The organism is Virgisporangium ochraceum, from assembly GCF_016863655.1.
Lineage (GTDB): Bacteria > Actinomycetota > Actinomycetes > Mycobacteriales > Micromonosporaceae > Virgisporangium > Virgisporangium ochraceum.
On the sequence record NZ_BOPH01000062.1, the window covers coordinates 99,374 to 116,864 of the forward strand.

General features: G+C 71.7%; 14 protein-coding genes. 7 read left to right on the forward strand and 7 right to left on the reverse strand.

Annotated features, from left to right (window positions below; all coding sequences use genetic code 11):
• Nucleotides 1-56: 56 nt before the first annotated feature.
• Together Voc01_RS22120 and Voc01_RS22125 are read right to left on the reverse strand one after the other, a co-directional pair.
• Nucleotides 57-947, reverse strand: a complete 891-nt coding sequence (locus tag Voc01_RS22120) for a glutamate ABC transporter substrate-binding protein (RefSeq protein ID WP_203929402.1) — start codon at nt 945-947, stop codon at nt 57-59.
• Nucleotides 948-984: 37 nt separating this feature from the next.
• Nucleotides 985-1,752, reverse strand: a complete 768-nt coding sequence (locus Voc01_RS22125) for an amino acid ABC transporter ATP-binding protein (protein WP_203929403.1) — start codon at nt 1,750-1,752, stop codon at nt 985-987.
• A gap of 206 nt (nt 1,753-1,958) precedes the next feature.
• On the opposite strand from Voc01_RS22125, the gene surE reads away from it, so the two are divergent.
• Both surE and miaB read left to right on the forward strand, forming a co-directional pair.
• Nucleotides 1,959-2,741 (forward strand): 5'/3'-nucleotidase SurE, encoded by a 783-nt coding sequence (gene surE, locus Voc01_RS22130; RefSeq protein WP_239160386.1) that lies wholly within the window; start codon nt 1,959-1,961, stop codon nt 2,739-2,741.
• 29 nt (nt 2,742-2,770) lie between these two features.
• Complete coding sequence (gene miaB, locus Voc01_RS22135) at nt 2,771-4,225, forward strand: tRNA (N6-isopentenyl adenosine(37)-C2)-methylthiotransferase MiaB (protein WP_203929405.1); 1,455 nt, start codon at nt 2,771-2,773, stop codon at nt 4,223-4,225.
• 426 nt (nt 4,226-4,651) lie between these two features.
• Here the strand turns inward: miaB and Voc01_RS22140 are convergent, their stop codons facing one another.
• Entirely contained in the window at nt 4,652-5,860 is a 1,209-nt protein-coding gene (locus Voc01_RS22140; RefSeq protein ID WP_203929489.1) for a DUF349 domain-containing protein, read from the reverse strand.
• A gap of 294 nt (nt 5,861-6,154) precedes the next feature.
• Between Voc01_RS22140 and miaA the strand changes: the two genes are divergently transcribed.
• Together miaA and dapF are read left to right on the forward strand one after the other, a co-directional pair.
• Nucleotides 6,155-7,069, forward strand: a complete 915-nt coding sequence (gene miaA, locus Voc01_RS22145) for a tRNA (adenosine(37)-N6)-dimethylallyltransferase MiaA (RefSeq protein ID WP_203929406.1) — start codon at nt 6,155-6,157, stop codon at nt 7,067-7,069.
• Entirely contained in the window at nt 7,066-7,836 is a 771-nt protein-coding gene (dapF, locus tag Voc01_RS22150; RefSeq protein ID WP_203929407.1) for a diaminopimelate epimerase, read from the forward strand. Before miaA ends, dapF begins: the two co-directional genes overlap by 4 nt.
• On the opposite strand, the gene Voc01_RS22155 is transcribed toward dapF, so the two are convergent.
• Genes Voc01_RS22155 through Voc01_RS22165 form a run of 3 tightly spaced genes read right to left on the reverse strand, consistent with a single transcriptional unit; the run spans nt 7,801 to nt 11,541 of the window.
• Nucleotides 7,801-8,379 carry an adenylate kinase gene (locus tag Voc01_RS22155; protein ID WP_203929408.1) on the reverse strand — a complete coding sequence of 193 codons (579 nt, stop codon included), beginning with the start codon at nt 8,377-8,379 and terminating at the stop codon, nt 7,801-7,803. The two genes, dapF and Voc01_RS22155, sit on opposite strands and share 36 nt — an antisense overlap.
• 38 nt (nt 8,380-8,417) lie before the next feature.
• Nucleotides 8,418-10,025 (reverse strand): sensor domain-containing diguanylate cyclase, encoded by a 1,608-nt coding sequence (locus tag Voc01_RS22160; protein ID WP_203929409.1) that lies wholly within the window; start codon nt 10,023-10,025, stop codon nt 8,418-8,420.
• Between the two features lie 55 nt (nt 10,026-10,080).
• Nucleotides 10,081-11,541: an NAD-dependent malic enzyme gene (locus Voc01_RS22165; RefSeq protein WP_203929410.1), complete on the reverse strand. Its 1,461-nt coding sequence runs from the start codon at nt 11,539-11,541 to the stop codon at nt 10,081-10,083.
• A gap of 174 nt (nt 11,542-11,715) precedes the next feature.
• Between Voc01_RS22165 and hflX the strand changes: the two genes are divergently transcribed.
• Together hflX and Voc01_RS22175 are read left to right on the forward strand one after the other, a co-directional pair.
• On the forward strand, nt 11,716-13,185 hold the full coding sequence (gene hflX / locus Voc01_RS22170) for a GTPase HflX (protein WP_203929411.1): 1,470 nt from the start codon (nt 11,716-11,718) through the stop codon (nt 13,183-13,185).
• 52 nt (nt 13,186-13,237) lie between these two features.
• On the forward strand, nt 13,238-14,902 hold the full coding sequence (locus Voc01_RS22175; protein WP_203929412.1) for an NHL repeat-containing protein: 1,665 nt from the start codon (nt 13,238-13,240) through the stop codon (nt 14,900-14,902).
• Nucleotides 14,903-15,135: 233 nt separating this feature from the next.
• On the opposite strand, the gene lexA is transcribed toward Voc01_RS22175, so the two are convergent.
• Complete coding sequence (gene lexA / locus Voc01_RS22180; protein ID WP_239160398.1) at nt 15,136-15,816, reverse strand: transcriptional repressor LexA; 681 nt, start codon at nt 15,814-15,816, stop codon at nt 15,136-15,138.
• 802 nt (nt 15,817-16,618) lie between these two features.
• Between lexA and Voc01_RS22185 the strand changes: the two genes are divergently transcribed.
• Complete coding sequence (locus tag Voc01_RS22185; RefSeq protein ID WP_203929413.1) at nt 16,619-17,440, forward strand: LysM peptidoglycan-binding domain-containing protein; 822 nt, start codon at nt 16,619-16,621, stop codon at nt 17,438-17,440.
• The last annotated feature ends 51 nt before the right edge of the window (nt 17,441-17,491 follow it).

Genomic DNA, 17,491 nt, shown 5'->3' on the forward strand with positions numbered 1-17,491 from the left:
GGCTCGTATCCGTTCCGAACACGGCTGCCTCACCCTCCATCTCTGTCAATTGGGAACTAGTACCGCTGGATGGCGGGCATCGCCGGGAGCTTGGCGTTCGGGATCTTCCCGGCCGTGTCGTCCCAGGCCTTCTTGTAGCGGCCGTCCTTGTTGGCCTTCTCCAGGGTGTCGTTGATGAAGTTGCGGAAGTCGGTGTCGTCCTTCTTCAGACCGACGCCGTACGGCTCCTTGGTGAAGGTGTCACCGGCGAGCTTGAACTTGCCCTCGTTCTTCGAGATGAAGCCGAGCAGGATGACGTTGTCGGTGGTGACCGCGTCGACCTGGTTGCCGGTCAGGGCGTCCACGCACTTCTGGTACGTGTCGAACAGCACCAGCTGCTGGCCCTCGTTCTGCAGGTACTTCTTGATGTTGTTCGCCGGGGTCGAGTTCGTGACCGAGCAGACCTTCTTGGTCGTGGTCTTGAACGAGTCGGGTCCGGTGATGTCGGACTCGTTGTTGCGCACCATGATCGTCTGACCGGCCTCGTAGTACGGTCCGGCGAAGCTGATCCGCTGCTTGCGGGTGTCGTTGATCGTGTAGGTCGCCACGACGATGTCGACGGTGCCCTGCTCGATCACCTGCTCGCGCACGGCGCTGGGCGCCTCGGAGAACTCGACCTGGTCGTTGGTGAGGCCCAGCTCGTTCGCGATGATCTTCGCGATCTCGACGTCGAAGCCGGCGGGCTTGCCGTCCAGGCCCTTGAGGCCGAAGCCGGGCTGGTCGAACTTGGTGCCGACCTTGATCTTCTTGGCGTCCTTGAGCTTCTGCATGGTGCTGCCGGCGGCGAACGTCGTTTCGGTGTTGACGTCACCCGAACCGCCGTCGTCTCCGTCGTCGCCGCCGCACGCGCTGAGACCCAGCGCGAGCACCGCCACCGCCGCGTACGCGGCGAGCCGGTTGATTCGCATTGCTACTCCCTCCACATTCGACGCACTGGGAACAGAACTAGTGCGTCAAAATCTTCGACAGAAAATCCTTGGCCCGGTCGCTGCGGGGCCGCGCGAAGAACTCCGCCGGCTCCGCCTCCTCAACCAACTGGCCGTCGGCCATGAAGACCACCCGGTTCGCCGCGTGGCGGGCGAAACCCATCTCATGGGTGACGACCACCATCGTCATGCCGTCACTGGCCAGCGAGGTCATCACGTCGAGCACCTCGCCGACCATCTCCGGGTCGAGGGCGCTGGTGGGCTCGTCGAACAGCATCGCCTTCGGCTGCATCGCCAGCGCCCGCGCGATCGCGGCCCGCTGCTGCTGGCCGCCGGAGAGCTGCGCCGGGTACTTGTCGGCCTGGTTGGCGATGCCGACACGTTCGAGCAGGGCGTTGGCGCGGTTCCGGACGTCGGAGGACTTCTCCTTGCGGACCTTGACCGGCCCGAGCATCACGTTCTCGAGGATGGTCTTGTGCGCGAACAGGTTGAAGGACTGGAACACCATGCCGACCTCGCTGCGGAGCTTGGCCAGCGCCTTGCCCTCGGCCGGCAGGAGCCGGCCATCGAACGTGATCGCACCGGTGTTGATCGGCTCCAGCCGGTTGATCGCCCGGCAGAGGGTGGACTTTCCCGATCCCGATGGTCCGATGACGACCACCACCTCGCCGCGCGCGATCGACAGGTTGATGTCGCGCAGCACATGCAGTGAACCGAAGTACTTGTTCACCTCCGAGAGCACGATCAACGGATCGCCCGATGAACGCGCCGGCTCGGTCTTGGTCATTTCCATACAGAGCCGCTCCTAACGCCCGTAGCGTCCGCCACGATGGGCGAAACTCTAACCGTGGCCCAGTTCCGTGATCGGCGCGCCAAAGTCACGGACTGATAACGCCGTGCACTGTTTTCGCCCCTCACCGAGGTTTCGGTTGATCGGCCCGCTGTCGGCAGCCGACAGAAATAATGCAGGTAACCGACAAAGGAGGAATCCCGGTGCACGTGCTCATCACCAACGACGACGGGATCGACAGCCCGGGCCTCGCCGCTCTCGCGGTCGCCACCCGCGACGCCGGACACGAGATCACGGTCGCCGCGCCGAGCCGGGAGTACTCCGGCGCCAGTGCCGCGCTCACGGCGGTGGAGGCCGACGGCCGCATCCTGGTGGAACCGCGGACCCTGGCCGGCCTGCCCGGTGTGACGGCCTGGTCGGTGGCGGCGTCGCCGGCGTTCATCGTGCTGGTCGCGCTCACCGGTGGCCTCGGCGCGCCGCCCGACCTGGTGCTCTCGGGCATCAACATCGGCGCCAACGCGGGCCGGGCGGTCACCCACTCCGGCACCGTCGGCGCCGCGCTCACCGCCGCGCTGGGTGGCTGCCGCGCCGCCGCGTTCTCGGTCGGGCACAGCATCCGCCCGCCGGCGCAGCCGACCTGGCAGACGCCGGCCACGCTGGTCACCCGTCTGCTGCCCGCGCTCGCCGACATCCCGCCGGGCGTCGTGCTGAACGTCAACTGTCCCGACGTGCCGAGCTTCGACCAGGTCCGCGGCGTGCGGCGGGCCCGGCTGGCGACGTTCGGCGCCGTGCAGTTCACGGTGTCCGAGCGCGGCGAGGGCTACCTGCGGATGACGCTCGAGGACAACGAGGCCGCCCTGGAGGAGGGCACCGACGAGTACTACCTGAACCGCCAGTACGCCACGGTGACCCCGATCCGGCCGGCCGCCGAGGCCGCCGACATCGCCGTGCAGGTCGACGACGTGGATATCGCCCTGCCGGTGTAGCGGGTGACCGCCTACGCTGGTCCATCGAGATGGACATGGAACAGCGCACCTACGAGGTCCGCACCTTCGGCTGCCAGATGAACGTCCACGACTCCGAGCGCCTGTCCGGGCTCCTGGAGTCGGCCGGATACGTGAAGGCGGCCGACGGTGCGCAGGCCGACGTCGTCGTGTTCAACACCTGTGCGGTGCGGGAGAACGCCGACAACCGCCTCTACGGCAACCTCGGCCACCTGCGTCCCGTGAAGAACGCCCACCCGGGCATGCAGATCGCGGTGGGCGGCTGCCTCGCGCAGAAGGACCGCGGCGAGATCGTCCGGAAGGCACCGTGGGTCGACGTCGTGTTCGGCACGCACAACATCGGCTCGCTGCCCACGCTGCTCGAACGCGCCCGGCACAACGAGAAGGCCGAGGTCGAGATCCTCGAGTCCCTCGAGGTGTTCCCGTCGACGCTGCCCACCAAGCGCGACAGCGCCTACGCGGGCTGGGTGTCGATCTCGGTGGGCTGCAACAACACCTGCACCTTCTGCATCGTGCCGGCGCTGCGCGGCAAGGAGAAGGACCGGCGGCCGGGCGAGATCCTGGCCGAGGTGCAGGCGCTGGTCGCCGAGGGCGTCCTCGAGGTGACGCTGCTGGGGCAGAACGTGAACTCGTACGGCGTCGAGTTCGGCGACCGGCTCGCGTTCGGCAAGCTCCTGCGGGCCACTGGCGCGATCGAGGGCCTGGAGCGCGTCCGCTTCACGAGCCCGCACCCGCGCGACTTCACCGACGACGTGATCGCCGCGATGGCCGAGACCCCGAACGTCTGCCACTCGCTGCACATGCCGCTGCAGTCGGGCTCCGACGAGGTCCTCAGGCGGATGCGCCGCTCCTACCGGGCCGACAGGTACCTCGGAATCATCGAGAACGTGCGTAGGGCCATGCCCGACGCGGCGATCACCACCGACATCATCGTCGGCTTCCCCGGCGAAACCGACGACGATTTCGAGCGCACCCTCGACGTGGTGCGCCAGGCGCGGTTCTCCAGCGCGTTCACGTTCCAGTACTCCAAGCGGCCCGGCACCCCGGCCGCCGACATGCCCGACCAGCTGCCCAAGGCGGTCGTGCAGGAGCGCTACGACCGGCTGATCGAGCTGCTCACGGAGACCACCTGGGCGGAGAACAAGGCGCTGGTCGGGCGCCGCGTGGAGGTCCTGGCCGCCGTAGGTGAGGGCCGCAAGGACCAGGCGACCGGACGCATGTCAGGCCGCGCCCGCGACGGGCGGCTGGTCCACTTCGCGACCGGCGGAGCCGAGGTCCGCCCCGGCGACGTGGTCGAGACGGAGATCACCTACGCCGCGCCGCACCACCTGAACGCCGACGGCGAGCTACTCAGCCACCGGAAGACCAAGGCCGGCGACGTCTGGGCACTTGCCCAGTCCGTCCCCGCTCCCCGTCCGCAGGGGACCCTCCTGGGTACTCCAAAGCTGGCCGTCCGCAGCACCTGACCAGGCTGCTCCCGCCCTCCCGCTCCCGCGCTCCCGCCCTCCCGCTCCCGCCCTCGGTCCCCCGCGCGGGCGTCCACCCCGCCTCCCGGGCGGGCGTCCACCCCCGGCCCTCCGCGCCCCCGCCCTCTCCGCTCCCGCGCCGGCGTCCGCCCCTCCACCCGCGTCGATCTTGCACTTGTGGCCCCCGATAAAGGCGACAAGTCCTGACATAGTGGCGGCCACGACTGCAAGATCGACGCCGTGGAGGCGTGGACGCGGCAGGGCACGGTCGGGGCGCGCGGGAGCACGCGCTCGTGGATGTGCGGCAGGGCATGCGGGTGGTCGCGGCCGGAGCGCGCGGGAGCGGCGCGCGCGGTGGCGCGGGGCAGGGCGCGCGGTGGCGCGGGGCAGGGCGCGCGGTGGCGCGGGGCAGGGCGCGCGGAAAGGCTAGCTGGCGCCCTCGGCCAAGGCGAGGAACTGGCGCTTCGACTCGAGGGCCTTTTCGGCCTCGCGGATCCGTTTGGCGTCGCCCGCCGTGCGGGCTCGGGCCAGGCGCTGCTCGGCCTCGGCTACCTGGTCGCGCATCTGGGCCAGCAACGGGTTGTCGGCGGGGGCGGTTCGGCGCCACGCGGCGTCCATCGCGGACTTGACCTTGTCCTCCACGGCGCGTAGGCGGCGGTCGATGCCCGAGCCGGCGTCGCGGGGTAGGCGGCCGACGTCGTGCCACTGGCCCTGGATCTCGCGGAACTTCGCCTGCGCGGCCTTCGGGTCGGCGTCGACGTCGATGGCTTCGGCCTCGGCCAGGAGGGCCTGCTTGCGCTCCAGGTTGCCGCGGAGCTCGGCGTCACGGGCGGAGAACACCTCGCTGCGCCGCTTGAAGAACGCGTCCTGGGCGGCGCGGAAGCGCTCCCACAGCTTCTGCTCGGTCTCCTTCGACGCGCGGGGCGCCGCCTTCCACTCGCTCATCAGCTGCTTGAGCCGGTCGGCGGTGGCGTTCCACTCGGACGACTCGGAGAGCGACTCGGCCTCGACGACCAGCTCCTCCTTGCGGCCCTGGGCCTGCTTGCGGGACTGGTCGAGCGTGGCGAAGTGGGCACCGCGCCGGCGGGCGAAGCCGTCACGGGCCGCGGCGTACCGCTTCCACAGCTCGGAGTCGGTCTTCTTGTCGACGCCGCGGATGGTCTTCCACTCGTCGAGGATCTCCTTGAGCCGGTCGCCGGCGGACTTCCAGCCGGTGGCCTCGGTGGCGATCTTCTCCGCCTCCTCGACCAGCGCGGTCTTGCGCGCGACGGCCTCGACCTTCGCGGCCTCCCGCTCGGCCCGCGCCGCGCCGGCCCGCTCCTCGGCGGTGGTGGCGAGCTTGTCGAGCCGGGCCGCCAGCCCGTCGAGGTCGCCCACGACATGTGCCTCGTCGAGGCCGCTGCGGAGCCGCCGGATGCTGTTCAGCGTCTGGGACGCGTCGGCCGCACCGCTGCCCAGCCGGGCCTCGAGCAGGTCGACCTCGACCACCAGGTCGAGGTACCGGCGCACGAAGTGCGCCAGGCCCTCCTCCGGGGTGCCCGCCTGCCACGACCCGACCGATCGCTCCCCCGCCGCGGTCTTGACGTACACGGTGCCGTCGGAGTCGACCCGGCCGAAAGTCGCCGGATCAGCCATACCCCGCTCGCTCATGCCATCCTCGTTCCATCCGGCCCCCGGCGTCTCCGGGCCGCGTGACTCACAGCCCGGTGCCACCGGTGCCGCCATCGCACCAGCATTGTTTCCCCGTCCGGCATTCTCACAGGTCGTCCTAGGGCTAAGTCGACCCGTCGCCGCCGATTCGTGACCTTCTCCGACACGCTTTGCGCGTGTTACGGGCGGTACGGGAGTCGAACGGCGGTGCCGATACGGTAGTGCCGTGTTCCGCGTTACCGCAGCGTTCCGCTGGTATCCGTCGCTCGCGGAGCGATCATGGGGGCGGTCGTGATGGTCGTCGCGGTCGTCGGACCGACCGCTGCCGGAAAAACGGCACTTTCGCTTGCCCTCGCCGACGCCCTGGACGGCGAGGTGATCAATGCCGACTCGATGCAGCTGTACCGGGGAATGGACATCGGCACCGCAAAGCTGGCCGTATCAGAACGTGAAGGCATCAAGCATCACGTACTAGATATCTGGGACGTTACGGAACCCGCCAGTGTGGCCGGGTACCAGACGTTGGCCCGCGAAGCTGTCCGTGACTGTTCCGCCCGCACGCGCGTCCCCTTGCTTGTGGGTGGTTCGGGCCTGTACGTGCGCGCGGTCCTGGAGGACTTCGACTTTCCGGGTACGGACCCCGACCTGCGCGCGGACCTGGAGGCGGAACTGGCCGCCGACGGCCCGGCGGCGCTGCACGAACGCCTGCGTGAACGCGACCCCGCGGCCGCCGCGCGGATCCTGCCGACCAACGGTCGGCGGATCGTGCGCGCGCTCGAGGTGATCGCGATCACCGGGCGGCCGTTCGTGGCGGAACTGCCCCCACCCGCGCCGATGTACAAGTCGGTGCAGCTCGGCGTCGACCGCGACACCGCCGACCTCGACGACCGCATCGCCCGCCGGGTCGACGCCATGTGGGAGGCCGGGCTGGTCGCGGAGGTCGCGGCGCTCGCCGGGGTCGGGCTCCGCGACGGGCGGACCGCGAGCAGGGCGCTCGGCTACCAGCAGGTGCTCCGGTTCCTCGACGGCGAGCTCACCGAGGAGGAGGCGCGCCAGGAGACCGTACGGGCGACGCGGCGGTTCGTGCGGCGGCAGCGGTCCTGGTTCCGTCGTGACCCCTCGGTAGTCTGGCTGGACGCGGCCCGCCCCGACCTGGTGGAGGCCGCACTCGCCCTGGTAGCGGAGGCTCGATGAGGTTCTTGAAGGGCCATGGGACCGGCAACGACTTCGTCGTGCTGCCCGACCCCGACGGCGCGCTCGACCTCACGCCCGACCTGGTGCGCGCACTGTGCGACCGGCGGTTCGGCATCGGCGGCGACGGGGTGCTCCGGGCGGTCCGCCGCGACGACCGCTGGTTCATGGACTACCGCAACTCCGACGGCAGCATCGCCGAGATGTGCGGCAACGGCGCGCGGGTGTTCGCCCGGTACCTGGCCGCCGCCGAGGGGCTGGGGCCGAAGCTGTCCTTCGACACCCGGGCCGGGGTGTCGGAGGCCGTGGTCGAGGGCGAGACGATCGCCGTGACGATGCGCCGGCCGGTCCTGCGCGGGCGCGGGTCGGCGCGGCTCGGTCACCTGACGCTCACCGGCGAGGCCGTCGACGTGGGCAACCCGCACCTCGTGTGCCGGGTGCCGGACGTGTCGCTGGTCGACCTGTCGGTCGCCCCGGTGTTCGATCCCGAGCTGTTCCCCCACGGGGTCAACGTCGAGGTCGTCTCCGACGACGGGCGGATGCGCGTCTACGAGCGGGGCTCGGGGGAGACGCTGTCGTGCGGCACCGGGGCGTGCGCGGTCGCCGCGGTGCTGCTGGAGGGCGGCCTCGGCACTCAGGCGATCGATGTGCCGGGCGGGCGCGTGACGGTGACCGTCGAGAGCGAGCGGTGCTGGCTCGCCGGCCCGGCCGTGCTGGTGGCGTCGGGAGATGTGTCAATCGACGAGATGCTTGCGGCGCGCCCGCTGTAGCTGCACCACGATCGACCAGGTGACCTCGTCGACCGGCCGGCCGCCGTTGACCGTGACGAGCTTCTCCCGCTCGGCGTAGTACGCCAGCAGCGGCATCGTCTTGTCCTCGTACACCTTCAGCCGGTGCGTGATCACCGACTCGCTGTCGTCTTCGCCGCGGCCGCGGGCCTTCAGCCGGCGCGTCAGCTCGTCGGCGGGCACCTCGATGTGCACGGCCAACTGCACCTGGACCCCCAGCTCGCCGGCCACCGCGTAGGCCGCCTCGGCCTGCTCGACCGTGCGGGGGAAGCCGTCGAGGATGTAGCCGCCGGACGCGCTGGCCGCCATGACCGGCTTGTACAGCATGTCCATGATGATCGCGTCGGGGACGAGGTCGCCCCGGTCGATGTACTCGGCGACCTGCCGGCCGATCGTCGTGCCCTCGTCGACGTGCCGCCGCAGGAGGTCACCGCTCGAGATGTGGGTCAGCCCGAAGTGACGGGCGATGCGGGCGGCCTGCGTGCCCTTGCCCGCGCCCGGCGCACCGATCAGCAGCACCCGCACGCGCTAGATGCTACTCACGCCCGCGCACACGCCTCCACTCACGCCGCGGCGTGAGTGGTGCTCACCACCAGTCCCAAACGCCCCGTACGTTGGCGTTTAGCCTGGTACATCGCCGCGTCGGCGTGCGCGACGAGCGCGTCGGCGTCCGTCTCGCCCGCGTCGGCCCAGGCGATGCCGATGCTCGCGCGGACCGGCACCCGCCGGCCGCCCAGGTCGAGCCAGCAGCCGGCCAGGTGGTCGGCGATCTGCTCGCCGATCCGGCGGGCCTCGGCCAGACCGGCGACGTCGTGGGCGACCACCAGGAACTCGTCGCCGCCGAGCCGGCCGATCAGGTCGGTGTCGCGGACCGCCTTCGGCAGCTCGCCGGCCACGTACCGCAGCAGCGCATCGCCGGCGGCGTGGCCGAGGCTGTCGTTGATCTCCTTGAACCCGTCGAGGTCGAGGAAGACCACGGCGGAGCCGGCGCCGACTGCCGCGCCGTCCCCGAGCGCAGCCAGGATCGACGCCCGGTTGAGGCAACCGGTGAGCGCGTCGAACGTGGCGAGCTGCCGCAGCTCCTCGCGCAGGCGGGCGGACTCGGTGATGTCGGTGGCGCAGACGACCACGCCGGTCTGCGCGGCCAGCGGCCGGATGTTCAGCGCGCACCGCCGCGACTCGCCGTCGCGGGCCAGGTAGGAGACCTCGAGGTCGGAGTCGACGTTGTCGCGCAGGGCGGCGAGCAGCGCCGGCACGACCGTCGGACCGTCGTTGCCCACGTGCTCCGGGTCGATGACGGTGCCGACCCGGGGGCCGAACATCTCCGTGGACCGCTCGTTCTGGTAGGTGACCGTCAGCTCGGGGTCGATCTGCGTGACGCCGACCGGCAGCGCCTCGGTCAACCGGCGCAGCAGCAGCTCGCTCGCGGCCAGCGCCTCCTGCGCCGCCATCTCGTCGGAGATGTCCAGCATCTCCGCGATCACGCAGTTGTGCTCGGGATCGTTGAGGTGGTTGTGGTTGGTGATCTCCAGCCACACGTAACGGCCGTCGCGGTGCCGGTGCCGCAGGCGCACCCGCCGGCTCGCGCCGGGGTTGGCGAGCATGTCGATCCAGATGTCGATCGCGCGCTGGTGGTCGTCGGGGTGGAGCAGGTCGAGCGTGCGCCGGCCGACCAGCTCCTCCTCCGACCAGCCGAGCATCCGCGGGGTCGCGCTGTCGGTCGCGATGATCACCGCGAGCGGGTCCTTGCGCACGACGCCGAGCCGCGGAACCATCTCGACCTCGGTGATCCCGGTCGCGCCGCCGAAGCTGCCGGAGAAGTCGGTGACGAACCCGAGCACCACGCCGTACCGGTGCCGGGCGTCGATGAAATGCAGCCGCACGGTCTCGGTCGGCACCGTGAGCGGGTGCACCAGGGCGTTCGCGACCCCGTCGCGCTTGAGCAGCTCCCAGGCCTCGATGACCGTGACCCGGTCCTCGGGCGTCACGAGCTCCAGCGCCGTCGGCGCGCCGGTGATCACGTGCTGGCCGCTCAGCGGGACCGCGGTGGGCATCGGGGTGAACAGGCCGTTGTCGTTGATCGCGACGATCATGGCACCGGGGTGCTGCGCGAGCATCGTGTCGAGGACCAGGTCCCGGTCCGCCACGTCGAGCGTCGCCTCATGTGCCATGCCCGACCATCGGCGCGTACCGGGTCCTCCCGAGGGCGAACCCGGTGTCGTCGGGTTAGAAACCGGGTACCGCGGTGCGCCCGACCTCGGCGTCGACCTCGCTGTCCACCGGGATGGTCCCGCCCACGCTCTTGGCCGCCGCCCGGACCGCCGCCGCCACGGCGGGCGCGACGCGCGCGTCGAACACGCTCGGCACGATGACCGTCGGGTTGACCTTCTCCTCGCCGACGGTGTCGGCGATCGCGCGGGCCGCGGCAACGCCCATGTCGTCGGTGTACTCGGTGGCGTGCGCGTCGAGCATGCCGCGGAAGACGCCGGGGAAGGCGAGCACGTTGTTGATCTGGTTCGGCTGGTCGGAGCGTCCGGTCGCGACCACCGCCGCGTGCTGGCGGGCCTCCCGCGGGTCGACCTCCGGGTCGGGGTTGGCCAGCGCGAAGACGATCGAGTTCGGCGCCATCGTGGCGATGTCGTCGCCGCTGAGCAGGTTCGGGGCGCTGACCCCGATGAACACGTCGGCGCCCCGCAGGACCTCTTTCAGGCTGCCCTTCCGGTTCTCCCGGTTGGTGTTCTGGGCCAGCCACTCCCAGTTCGGGTTCACCGCCGGCGAGTCGCGGTGCAGCGCGCCGTCGCGGTCGACCGCCACGACGTCCCCCACGCCCTCGCGCAGCAGCAACTTGACGATCGCGGTGCCGGCCGCTCCGGCGCCGCACACGACGACGCGGACGTCGGCGATCGCCTTCTCGACGCAGCGCAGCGCGTTGGTGAGCGCCGCGAGCACGACGATCGCGGTGCCGTGCTGGTCGTCGTGGAAGACCGGGATGTCGAGCATCTCGCGCAGGCGGGCCTCGATCTCGAAGCAGCGCGGCGCGGCGATGTCCTCCAGGTTGATGCCGCCGTAGCCGGGCGCGATGCACCGGACCACGTTGATGATCTCCTCGGTGTCCTGCGTGTCGAGGACCACCGGCCAGGCGTCGACGCCGGCGAACCGCTTGAACAGGGCCGCCTTGCCCTCCATGACCGGCATCGCGGCCATGGGGCCGAGGTTCCCGAGCCCCAGGACCGCGGACCCGTCGGTGACCACCGCGACCGTGTTCCGCTTGATCGTCAGGCGGCGGGCGTCCTCCGGGTTGGCGGCGATCGCCAGGCAGACCCGGGCGACGCCGGGGGTGTAGGCGCGGGACAGCTCGTCCCGCGTGCGGAGGCTGACCTTCGACGTCACCTCGATCTTGCCGCCGAGGTGGAGCAGGAACGTGCGGTCGGAGACCTTGCGGACCTCGACGCCGGGCAGCTGCTCGAGGATGTCGACGACCTGCTCGGCGTGGCCCGAGTCGGCGGTGTCGCAGGTGAGGTCGACGACGACGCTCGTCGGGTCGGAGTCGACCACGTCGACGGCGGTGACGACACCACCGGCGTCGCCGACGGCGGTCGTCAGGCGTCCGATGGCCGACGCTTCCGCCGGAACCTGGATCCGGATCGTGATCGAGAACCCGGCGCTGGGAAGCCGACCCCTGCTCATGGTGTTGTTCCTTCCGGCCACGTCTTTGTGTCCTTCTCGGCGTCTTCGTGTCCGTCTCGGCCCTTCGGGCCTTCTGGCGGCGTCCCACTTTAGACCTCGGAGGGCTCCCGGAGCGGGTGCACCGGGGTGGGCCGCCCCCGATGCGGGGTGACCCGGGGTCGCGCCCGGGACGGAATGCACGTGCGCCACACGGCCGGGCGTGCCACGATCGAAGTTCTGGAGGGGTGTCACTTGCGACTTACCGACGATTTTCTCGAGCTCGACACCGATGGTGCTCTCGATCTCGAAGACCGCAACGCGCTACGGCGCGTCGCCGGCCTGTCCACCGAGCTCGCCGACGTCACCGAGGTCGAGTACCGGCAGCTCCGCCTCGAACGGGTGGTACTGGTCGGCGTGTGGACCGAGGGCACGGTGTCCGACGCGGAGAACTCGCTCTCCGAGCTCGCGGCGCTGGCCGACACGGCCGGCGCGGCGGTACTCGACGGGCTGATCCAGCGGCGCCAGCGGCCCGACCCGTCCACCTACATCGGCCGCGGCAAGGTCACCGACCTGCGCGCCGTCGTGGTCGACACCGGCGCCGACACCGTCATCTGCGACGGCGAGCTGTCGCCCAGCCAGCTCCGCAACCTGGAAGAGCAGGTCAAGGTCAAGGTCATCGACCGCACCGCGCTGATCCTCGACATCTTCGCCCAGCACGCGAAGAGCAAGGAGGGCAAGGCGCAGGTCGAGCTGGCCCAGCTGCAGTACCTGCTGCCCCGGCTGCGCGGTTGGGGTGCGGCGATGAGCCGGCAGGCCGGTGGTTCGGCCGGCGGCAACGGCGGCGTGGGCCTGCGCGGTCCCGGTGAGACCAAGCTCGAGACCGACCGGCGCCGCATCAACTCGCGGATCGCGCGGTTGCGCCGGCAGATCGCCGGCATGGCCTCGATGCGTGAGACGAAGCGGAGCAACCGCCGCCGCAACCACGTGCCCAGCGTGGCGATAGCCGGCTACACCAACGCCGGCAAGTCCAGCCTGCTCAACCGGCTGACCGGCGCCGGCGTGCTGGTCGAGAACGCGCTGTTCGCGACGCTCGACACCACCACCCGGCAGGCCCGCACAGCGGAGGGGCGCGGCTACACGCTGTCCGACACGGTCGGCTTCGTGCGGCACCTGCCGCACCAGCTCGTCGAGGCGTTCCGGTCGACGCTGGAGGAGGTCGGCCAGGCCGATCTCGTGGTCCACGTCGTCGACGGCACGCATCCCGACCCGGAGGAGCAGGTCCGCGCGGTCCGCGAGGTCCTCGCCGACGTCGAGGCCGACAAGGTCAGCGAGCTGCTCGTGGTGAACAAGGCCGACGCCGCCGACGAGGAGACGCTGCTGCGCCTGAAGCGGCTGTGGCCGGAGGCGGTGTTCGTCTCGGCCCGTACGGGTCTCGGCGTCGACGTGCTCCGCGCCGCGGTCGAGCAGCGGCTGCCGTGGTCGGCCATCGAGGTGCGGGCATGTGTCCCGTATTCGCGGGGTGAGGTGCTGGCGCGGGTCCACAGCCGGGGCGAGGTGCTGTCGACCGCGCACCGTGGCGAAGGGACGTTTGTCCATGCCCGGGTCGATGAAGCCCTGGCAGCCGAGTTGGCACCATATGTTGTCGATGGTGACCACATAGAGTGATGTGCCCATAGGGCCAACACCGGTACTGGGACGGCTCTGTCATTCTGGACGGATGCGGCGTCTCGGATCGGTGTTGGCGGCGTTTGGCGGCGTCGCTCTGATGGTGGTGACCGGTCCTGCCGGTGTGGGGTTGGCGGCCCCGTCACCGTCCGGTTCCGCGGCGGCGGCGGGCGGCGGGCAGACGGTCTGCAACATCACCGACCGGAACCTGATGGAGATCTCGGGGCTGGCCGCGATCGACAACGGGTTCCTGGCGATCAACGACAGTGCCAACGACACGTCGACCATGAAGATCTACCGGCTCGACAACCAGTGCAAGGTGATCACCTCGACGGCGTACCCGTCGACGGCGCTCGATCCGGAGGACCTCGCGGTCGCGCCCGACGGCACGATCTGGTCGGCCGACATCGGCGACAACGACGCCAAGCGGCAGACCGTGGCGCTGTGGCGGCAGGGCAAGGGCGAGCGCGCGCCGGTGATCAACCGGGTCACGTACCCCGACGGTGCCCGCGACGCCGAAGCCCTGCTGATCAACGGCGACGGCACGCCGATCATCGTGACGAAGGAGGCCGGCAAGCCCGGCATCTACGTGCCGTCGGCGGCCCTGCAGCCGCGGAGCAACGCCGGTGTCCAGTTGAAGAAGGTCGGCGACTTCTCGATCCCGGCGAGCACCACCCCGAACGGCATCGGTCCACCCGGCCGCGTCGTGATCACCGGCGGCTCCACCTCGCCCGACGGCAAGAAGGTCGTGCTGCGTACCTACAGCGACGCCCTCGAGTGGGACGTCGCCGGCGGCGACGTGGTCAAGGCGCTGACGACCGGCAAGCCGCGGGTCACCCCGCTGCCGAACGAGCCGCAGGGCGAGGCGATCACGTACTCCCGCGACGGCGCCTCGTTCGTCACCGCGTCGGAGGTGCCCGCGGGCAGCCAGCGGACCCCGCTCCTGCGCTACACGCCGGCGGCTGCCGCCCCGGCCGCCGCGGACACCAGGGCCGCCGGCGGCGACGCCGAGGACGAGGGTGGCGGCCTGCTCTCGATCGACTCGATCGACGACATCATGTACCTGGTCGGCGCCGTCGGGGTGCTGGGCCTGATCCTGGTGGTGGTCGGGGTGTTCGCGATCCGCCGGTCCCGCTCGAAGCGGAGGGCCGCCGCGGCCGCCGCCCGCACGGGACGCGGGCCGGGAGGCCCGGGCGGTCCCGGCTCCGGCGGACCTGGGGGCCCTGGCGGCCCCGGCGGGCCTGGCGGACGCGGCGGGCCGGGTGGTCCTGGTGGGCCGGGCGGTCCTGGCGCGGGCCGGGGTGGGCCCGGTGGCTCCGCGCGGGTGGCGGCGCGGTCGGCGCCGTTCGACGACTTCGCGGACTTCGACGAGCCCCGGACGCAGGGCGGCAGAGGCGCCCCCGTCGGCGGCGGCCGCGCCGGAATGGGCGGCGGCCGGGGTGCCTCCGAGCGCACGGGTGCGGTCTACCGCACGGGCGACATTCACGGCGGCGACGGCGGACCCGGACGCGGCGTCCCCTCCACCGGCGACGGCCGGGGCGGCGCCGGTCCCGGCGGCGGCCCGGGAGGTGGCGGTCCTGGCGGCGGCCCGGGTGGCGGTGGTCCCGGCGGCGGCGTGTACGGCGGGCGTCGGGCGCCTGCTCCGCCAGAGGTCGACTGGGACGCGGTGGACCCGCGCCACGACCCCGGATACGACCAGGGCTACGGCCGCCGCTGAGGCTCTCGCGCGGAACCCCTTGCGCGCCTGGCCGGCGCGGCCTGCTCATCATCTGACCGGTGCGTGGGATCGGCGGCCTCAAGGCATGCCGCGGGTCCTGCAGCTGTGCGCCCGCCCATCGGGGCGTCCGGCTCCTTCATCCCGGCTGGGCACAACTGCAAGACCGGTGTGCGGTCGTGCGGCTGGGGCGTGGCCGCACGTGGCCGCACCTCGCCGCACGTGGCGAGGTGCGGTCAGATGCGGCGGAGGACGGCCACCACCCGTCCCATGATCGTGGCCTCGTCGCCGTTGATGGGCTCGAAGGCCGGGTTCTGGGGCAGCAGCCACACGTGGCCGTCGCGGCGGCGGTAGGTCTTGACGGTGGCCTCGCCGTCGAGCATGGCGGCGACGATCTCGCCGTTGTTGGCGGTGGGCTGCTGGCGGACGACGACCCAGTCGCCGTCGCAGATGGCGGCGTCGAGCATCGAGTCACCCTTGACCTGGAGCAGGAAGAGAGTGCCCTCGCCGACCAGTTCCCGGGGGAGCGGGAAGACGTCTTCGACGGCCTGCTCGGCCAGGATCGGTCCACCGGCGGCGATGCGGCCCAGCACCGGCACGAAGGCGGGGGCGGGACGCGCGGAGCGCATCGCCTCCTCGTCCTCGTTGACGAGCTCGCTCGGCGGCCGGACGTCGACAGCGCGCGGACGGTTGGGGTCACGCCGCAGGTAGCCCTTGCCCTCGAGGACCTTCAGCTGGTAAGCGACGCTGGACGGCGACACCAGCCCGACGGCCTCACCGATCTCGCGGACGCTGGGTGGGTACCCGTACCGCTCCACCCAGCTCCGGATGAACTCCAGAATGCGCTGCTGGCGGGCGGTGAGGTCGGACGCGAAGAGGTCGGGGAAGGCGCTCACCACGGCCGTGACGGCGCGGATCTCCTGGTCGCCGCCGCGCTGACGGCTGGACTTGCGGGGCCGGCCACCCGCGGCACCGGTGCCGCGTCCGGAACCGGCGGGCTGACCCGCCTGCCCGGCCGACCCGATCGGCACCGCCGCCGGAGCTCCGCCCTGCGACGCCGCGGCGCCCTGGGACGGTGCGCTGCCCTGCGTTGGTGCGCTGCCCTGGGACGGTGCGCGCCCGGCTCCCGCGCGGCCACCGGCCCGACCGGCGGCTCCGGAGGCGGCCGGCTTGCCCGGTGCCGTGGGCTGGGACGCGGGCTGGGACGCGGCGCCGTCAGGCCGGGGCTGCCCCCGCTCCACCGCTCCGGAATGAGGCGCACCGGGGTGGGGCACACCCCGCTGCTGGGTGCCCCCGGGTGTGCCCCGGTGTGGTGCGCCGGCGGTGCGGTCGTCGGCTGTCACGTCGTCCTCCCTTGGGGTTGACCGCCCGGTCGTTCGCGTCGACCGGCCGGCGAGGTGTTGCGCACGATCCGTGATTGTGGATCACAAGCTAACCCTCCGGTACGACAGTTTCAAACATCTGTTCTACGTGGCGCGTCGTGTCGCGAAGTTTTTGTCGTACCCGTCTGGTAAACCAATCGTACGGGCGTGCGATCGAACTGCTGTTCGACGCGCTTGCGAATTCCGGAGGTGCAGGATGGCGGAGCCGGGTCGGGAGCCGGGTCGGGAGCCGGGTCGGGAGCCGGGTCGGGCGAACGAACTACCAGGTGGAACGGGCGCGCGGTGTGCCGCTCCCGTGGCCCCGGTCGCGGGCCGGCGCCGCACCCGGAGGTCGCGGATGGCCGGTTCGCCGGGCCGGTCGGGGGGCCGGTCGGGCGATCAGATCGTCGAGCGTCACCTGCGCCTGGTCGCGCTTCAGGGTGACGAGTATCCGGCGCCGCGTCGTCCGGCCGACGACAGCCGACTGGGCCCGGTCGACTGGTTGGGCGACCGGTTCGACGGCGCGTCGGCCGAAGTGGAGCGCCGCGGTCGGGGCGGCTTCGGTGCGGACGGCTTCGGTGCGGACGGCTTCGGCGAGGGCGGCTTCGGCGGGGGCGGCTTCGGCGAAGACGGAGTCGAGGGAGACGGCTTCGGCGCGGCGTGCGCGAGCCGGTCGCCGGGGCAGGCTGGTACCGGGCGTCCGGAGGTCCGCGGCGAGCGCTCGGCGACCGGAGGCGCCGAGCGGCCCGGGCCGGGCCGTGGCGAGGGCGCCGGATCGGCTCGCGGCCGGCGGACCGGGGCGGCTCGTGGCGGGCGGGCCGGGGTGGCTCGTGCTGAGCGGGCCGAGTCTTCGCGGGTCGGGCGGCTCGACCATGACGGGCGGCCGGCGCGGCGGCCGGTCCGGCTCACTCGGCGGGGGCGTCTGGTGGTGCTGGCGCTGGTGCTGTTTCTCGGTGCGCTCGTGGGGTTCCTCGGCGCGGCGCCGGGGCAGGCGGCGGATCCGGCGAAGCCGGCCGTCACGGCGGTGGTGCAGCCGGGCGACACGTTGTGGTCGTTCGCCGAGAGGAATCTGCCGCACTGGCAGCCGAAGGCCGCGGTGGTGGAGCTGAAGCGGCTGAACGATCTCGAAGGGTACGTGATCCACCCCGGTCAGCGACTGACCCTGCCTGCGCGCCGGTAACGGATGTGCCACGTGGGTCTTCTTGTCGTGTTCGGCTTGCGTCGGCGTCCG

What these genes read in the sequence shown, in the direction of transcription:
- Voc01_RS22120 (WP_203929402.1), bottom strand. Translation starts at nt 947, where the DNA reads ATGCGAATCAACCGGCTCGCCGCGTACGCGGCGGTGGCGGTGCTCGCG.
- miaB (WP_203929405.1), top strand. Translation starts at nt 2,771, where the DNA reads ATGGACATGGAACAGCGCACCTACGAGGTCCGCACCTTCGGCTGCCAG.
- Voc01_RS22160 (WP_203929409.1), bottom strand. Translation starts at nt 10,025, where the DNA reads ATGGCACATGAGGCGACGCTCGACGTGGCGGACCGGGACCTGGTCCTC.
- Voc01_RS22165 (WP_203929410.1), bottom strand. Translation starts at nt 11,541, where the DNA reads ATGAGCAGGGGTCGGCTTCCCAGCGCCGGGTTCTCGATCACGATCCGG.
- miaA (WP_203929406.1), top strand. Translation starts at nt 6,155, where the DNA reads ATGGGGGCGGTCGTGATGGTCGTCGCGGTCGTCGGACCGACCGCTGCC.
- Voc01_RS22185 (WP_203929413.1), top strand. Translation starts at nt 16,619, where the DNA reads ATGGCCGGTTCGCCGGGCCGGTCGGGGGGCCGGTCGGGCGATCAGATC.
- Voc01_RS22140 (WP_203929489.1), bottom strand. Translation starts at nt 5,860, where the DNA reads ATGGCTGATCCGGCGACTTTCGGCCGGGTCGACTCCGACGGCACCGTG.
- Voc01_RS22125 (WP_203929403.1), bottom strand. Translation starts at nt 1,752, where the DNA reads ATGACCAAGACCGAGCCGGCGCGTTCATCGGGCGATCCGTTGATCGTG.
- hflX (WP_203929411.1), top strand. Translation starts at nt 11,716, where the DNA reads ATGCACGTGCGCCACACGGCCGGGCGTGCCACGATCGAAGTTCTGGAG.
- Voc01_RS22175 (WP_203929412.1), top strand. Translation starts at nt 13,238, where the DNA reads ATGCGGCGTCTCGGATCGGTGTTGGCGGCGTTTGGCGGCGTCGCTCTG.
- dapF (WP_203929407.1), top strand. Translation starts at nt 7,066, where the DNA reads ATGAGGTTCTTGAAGGGCCATGGGACCGGCAACGACTTCGTCGTGCTG.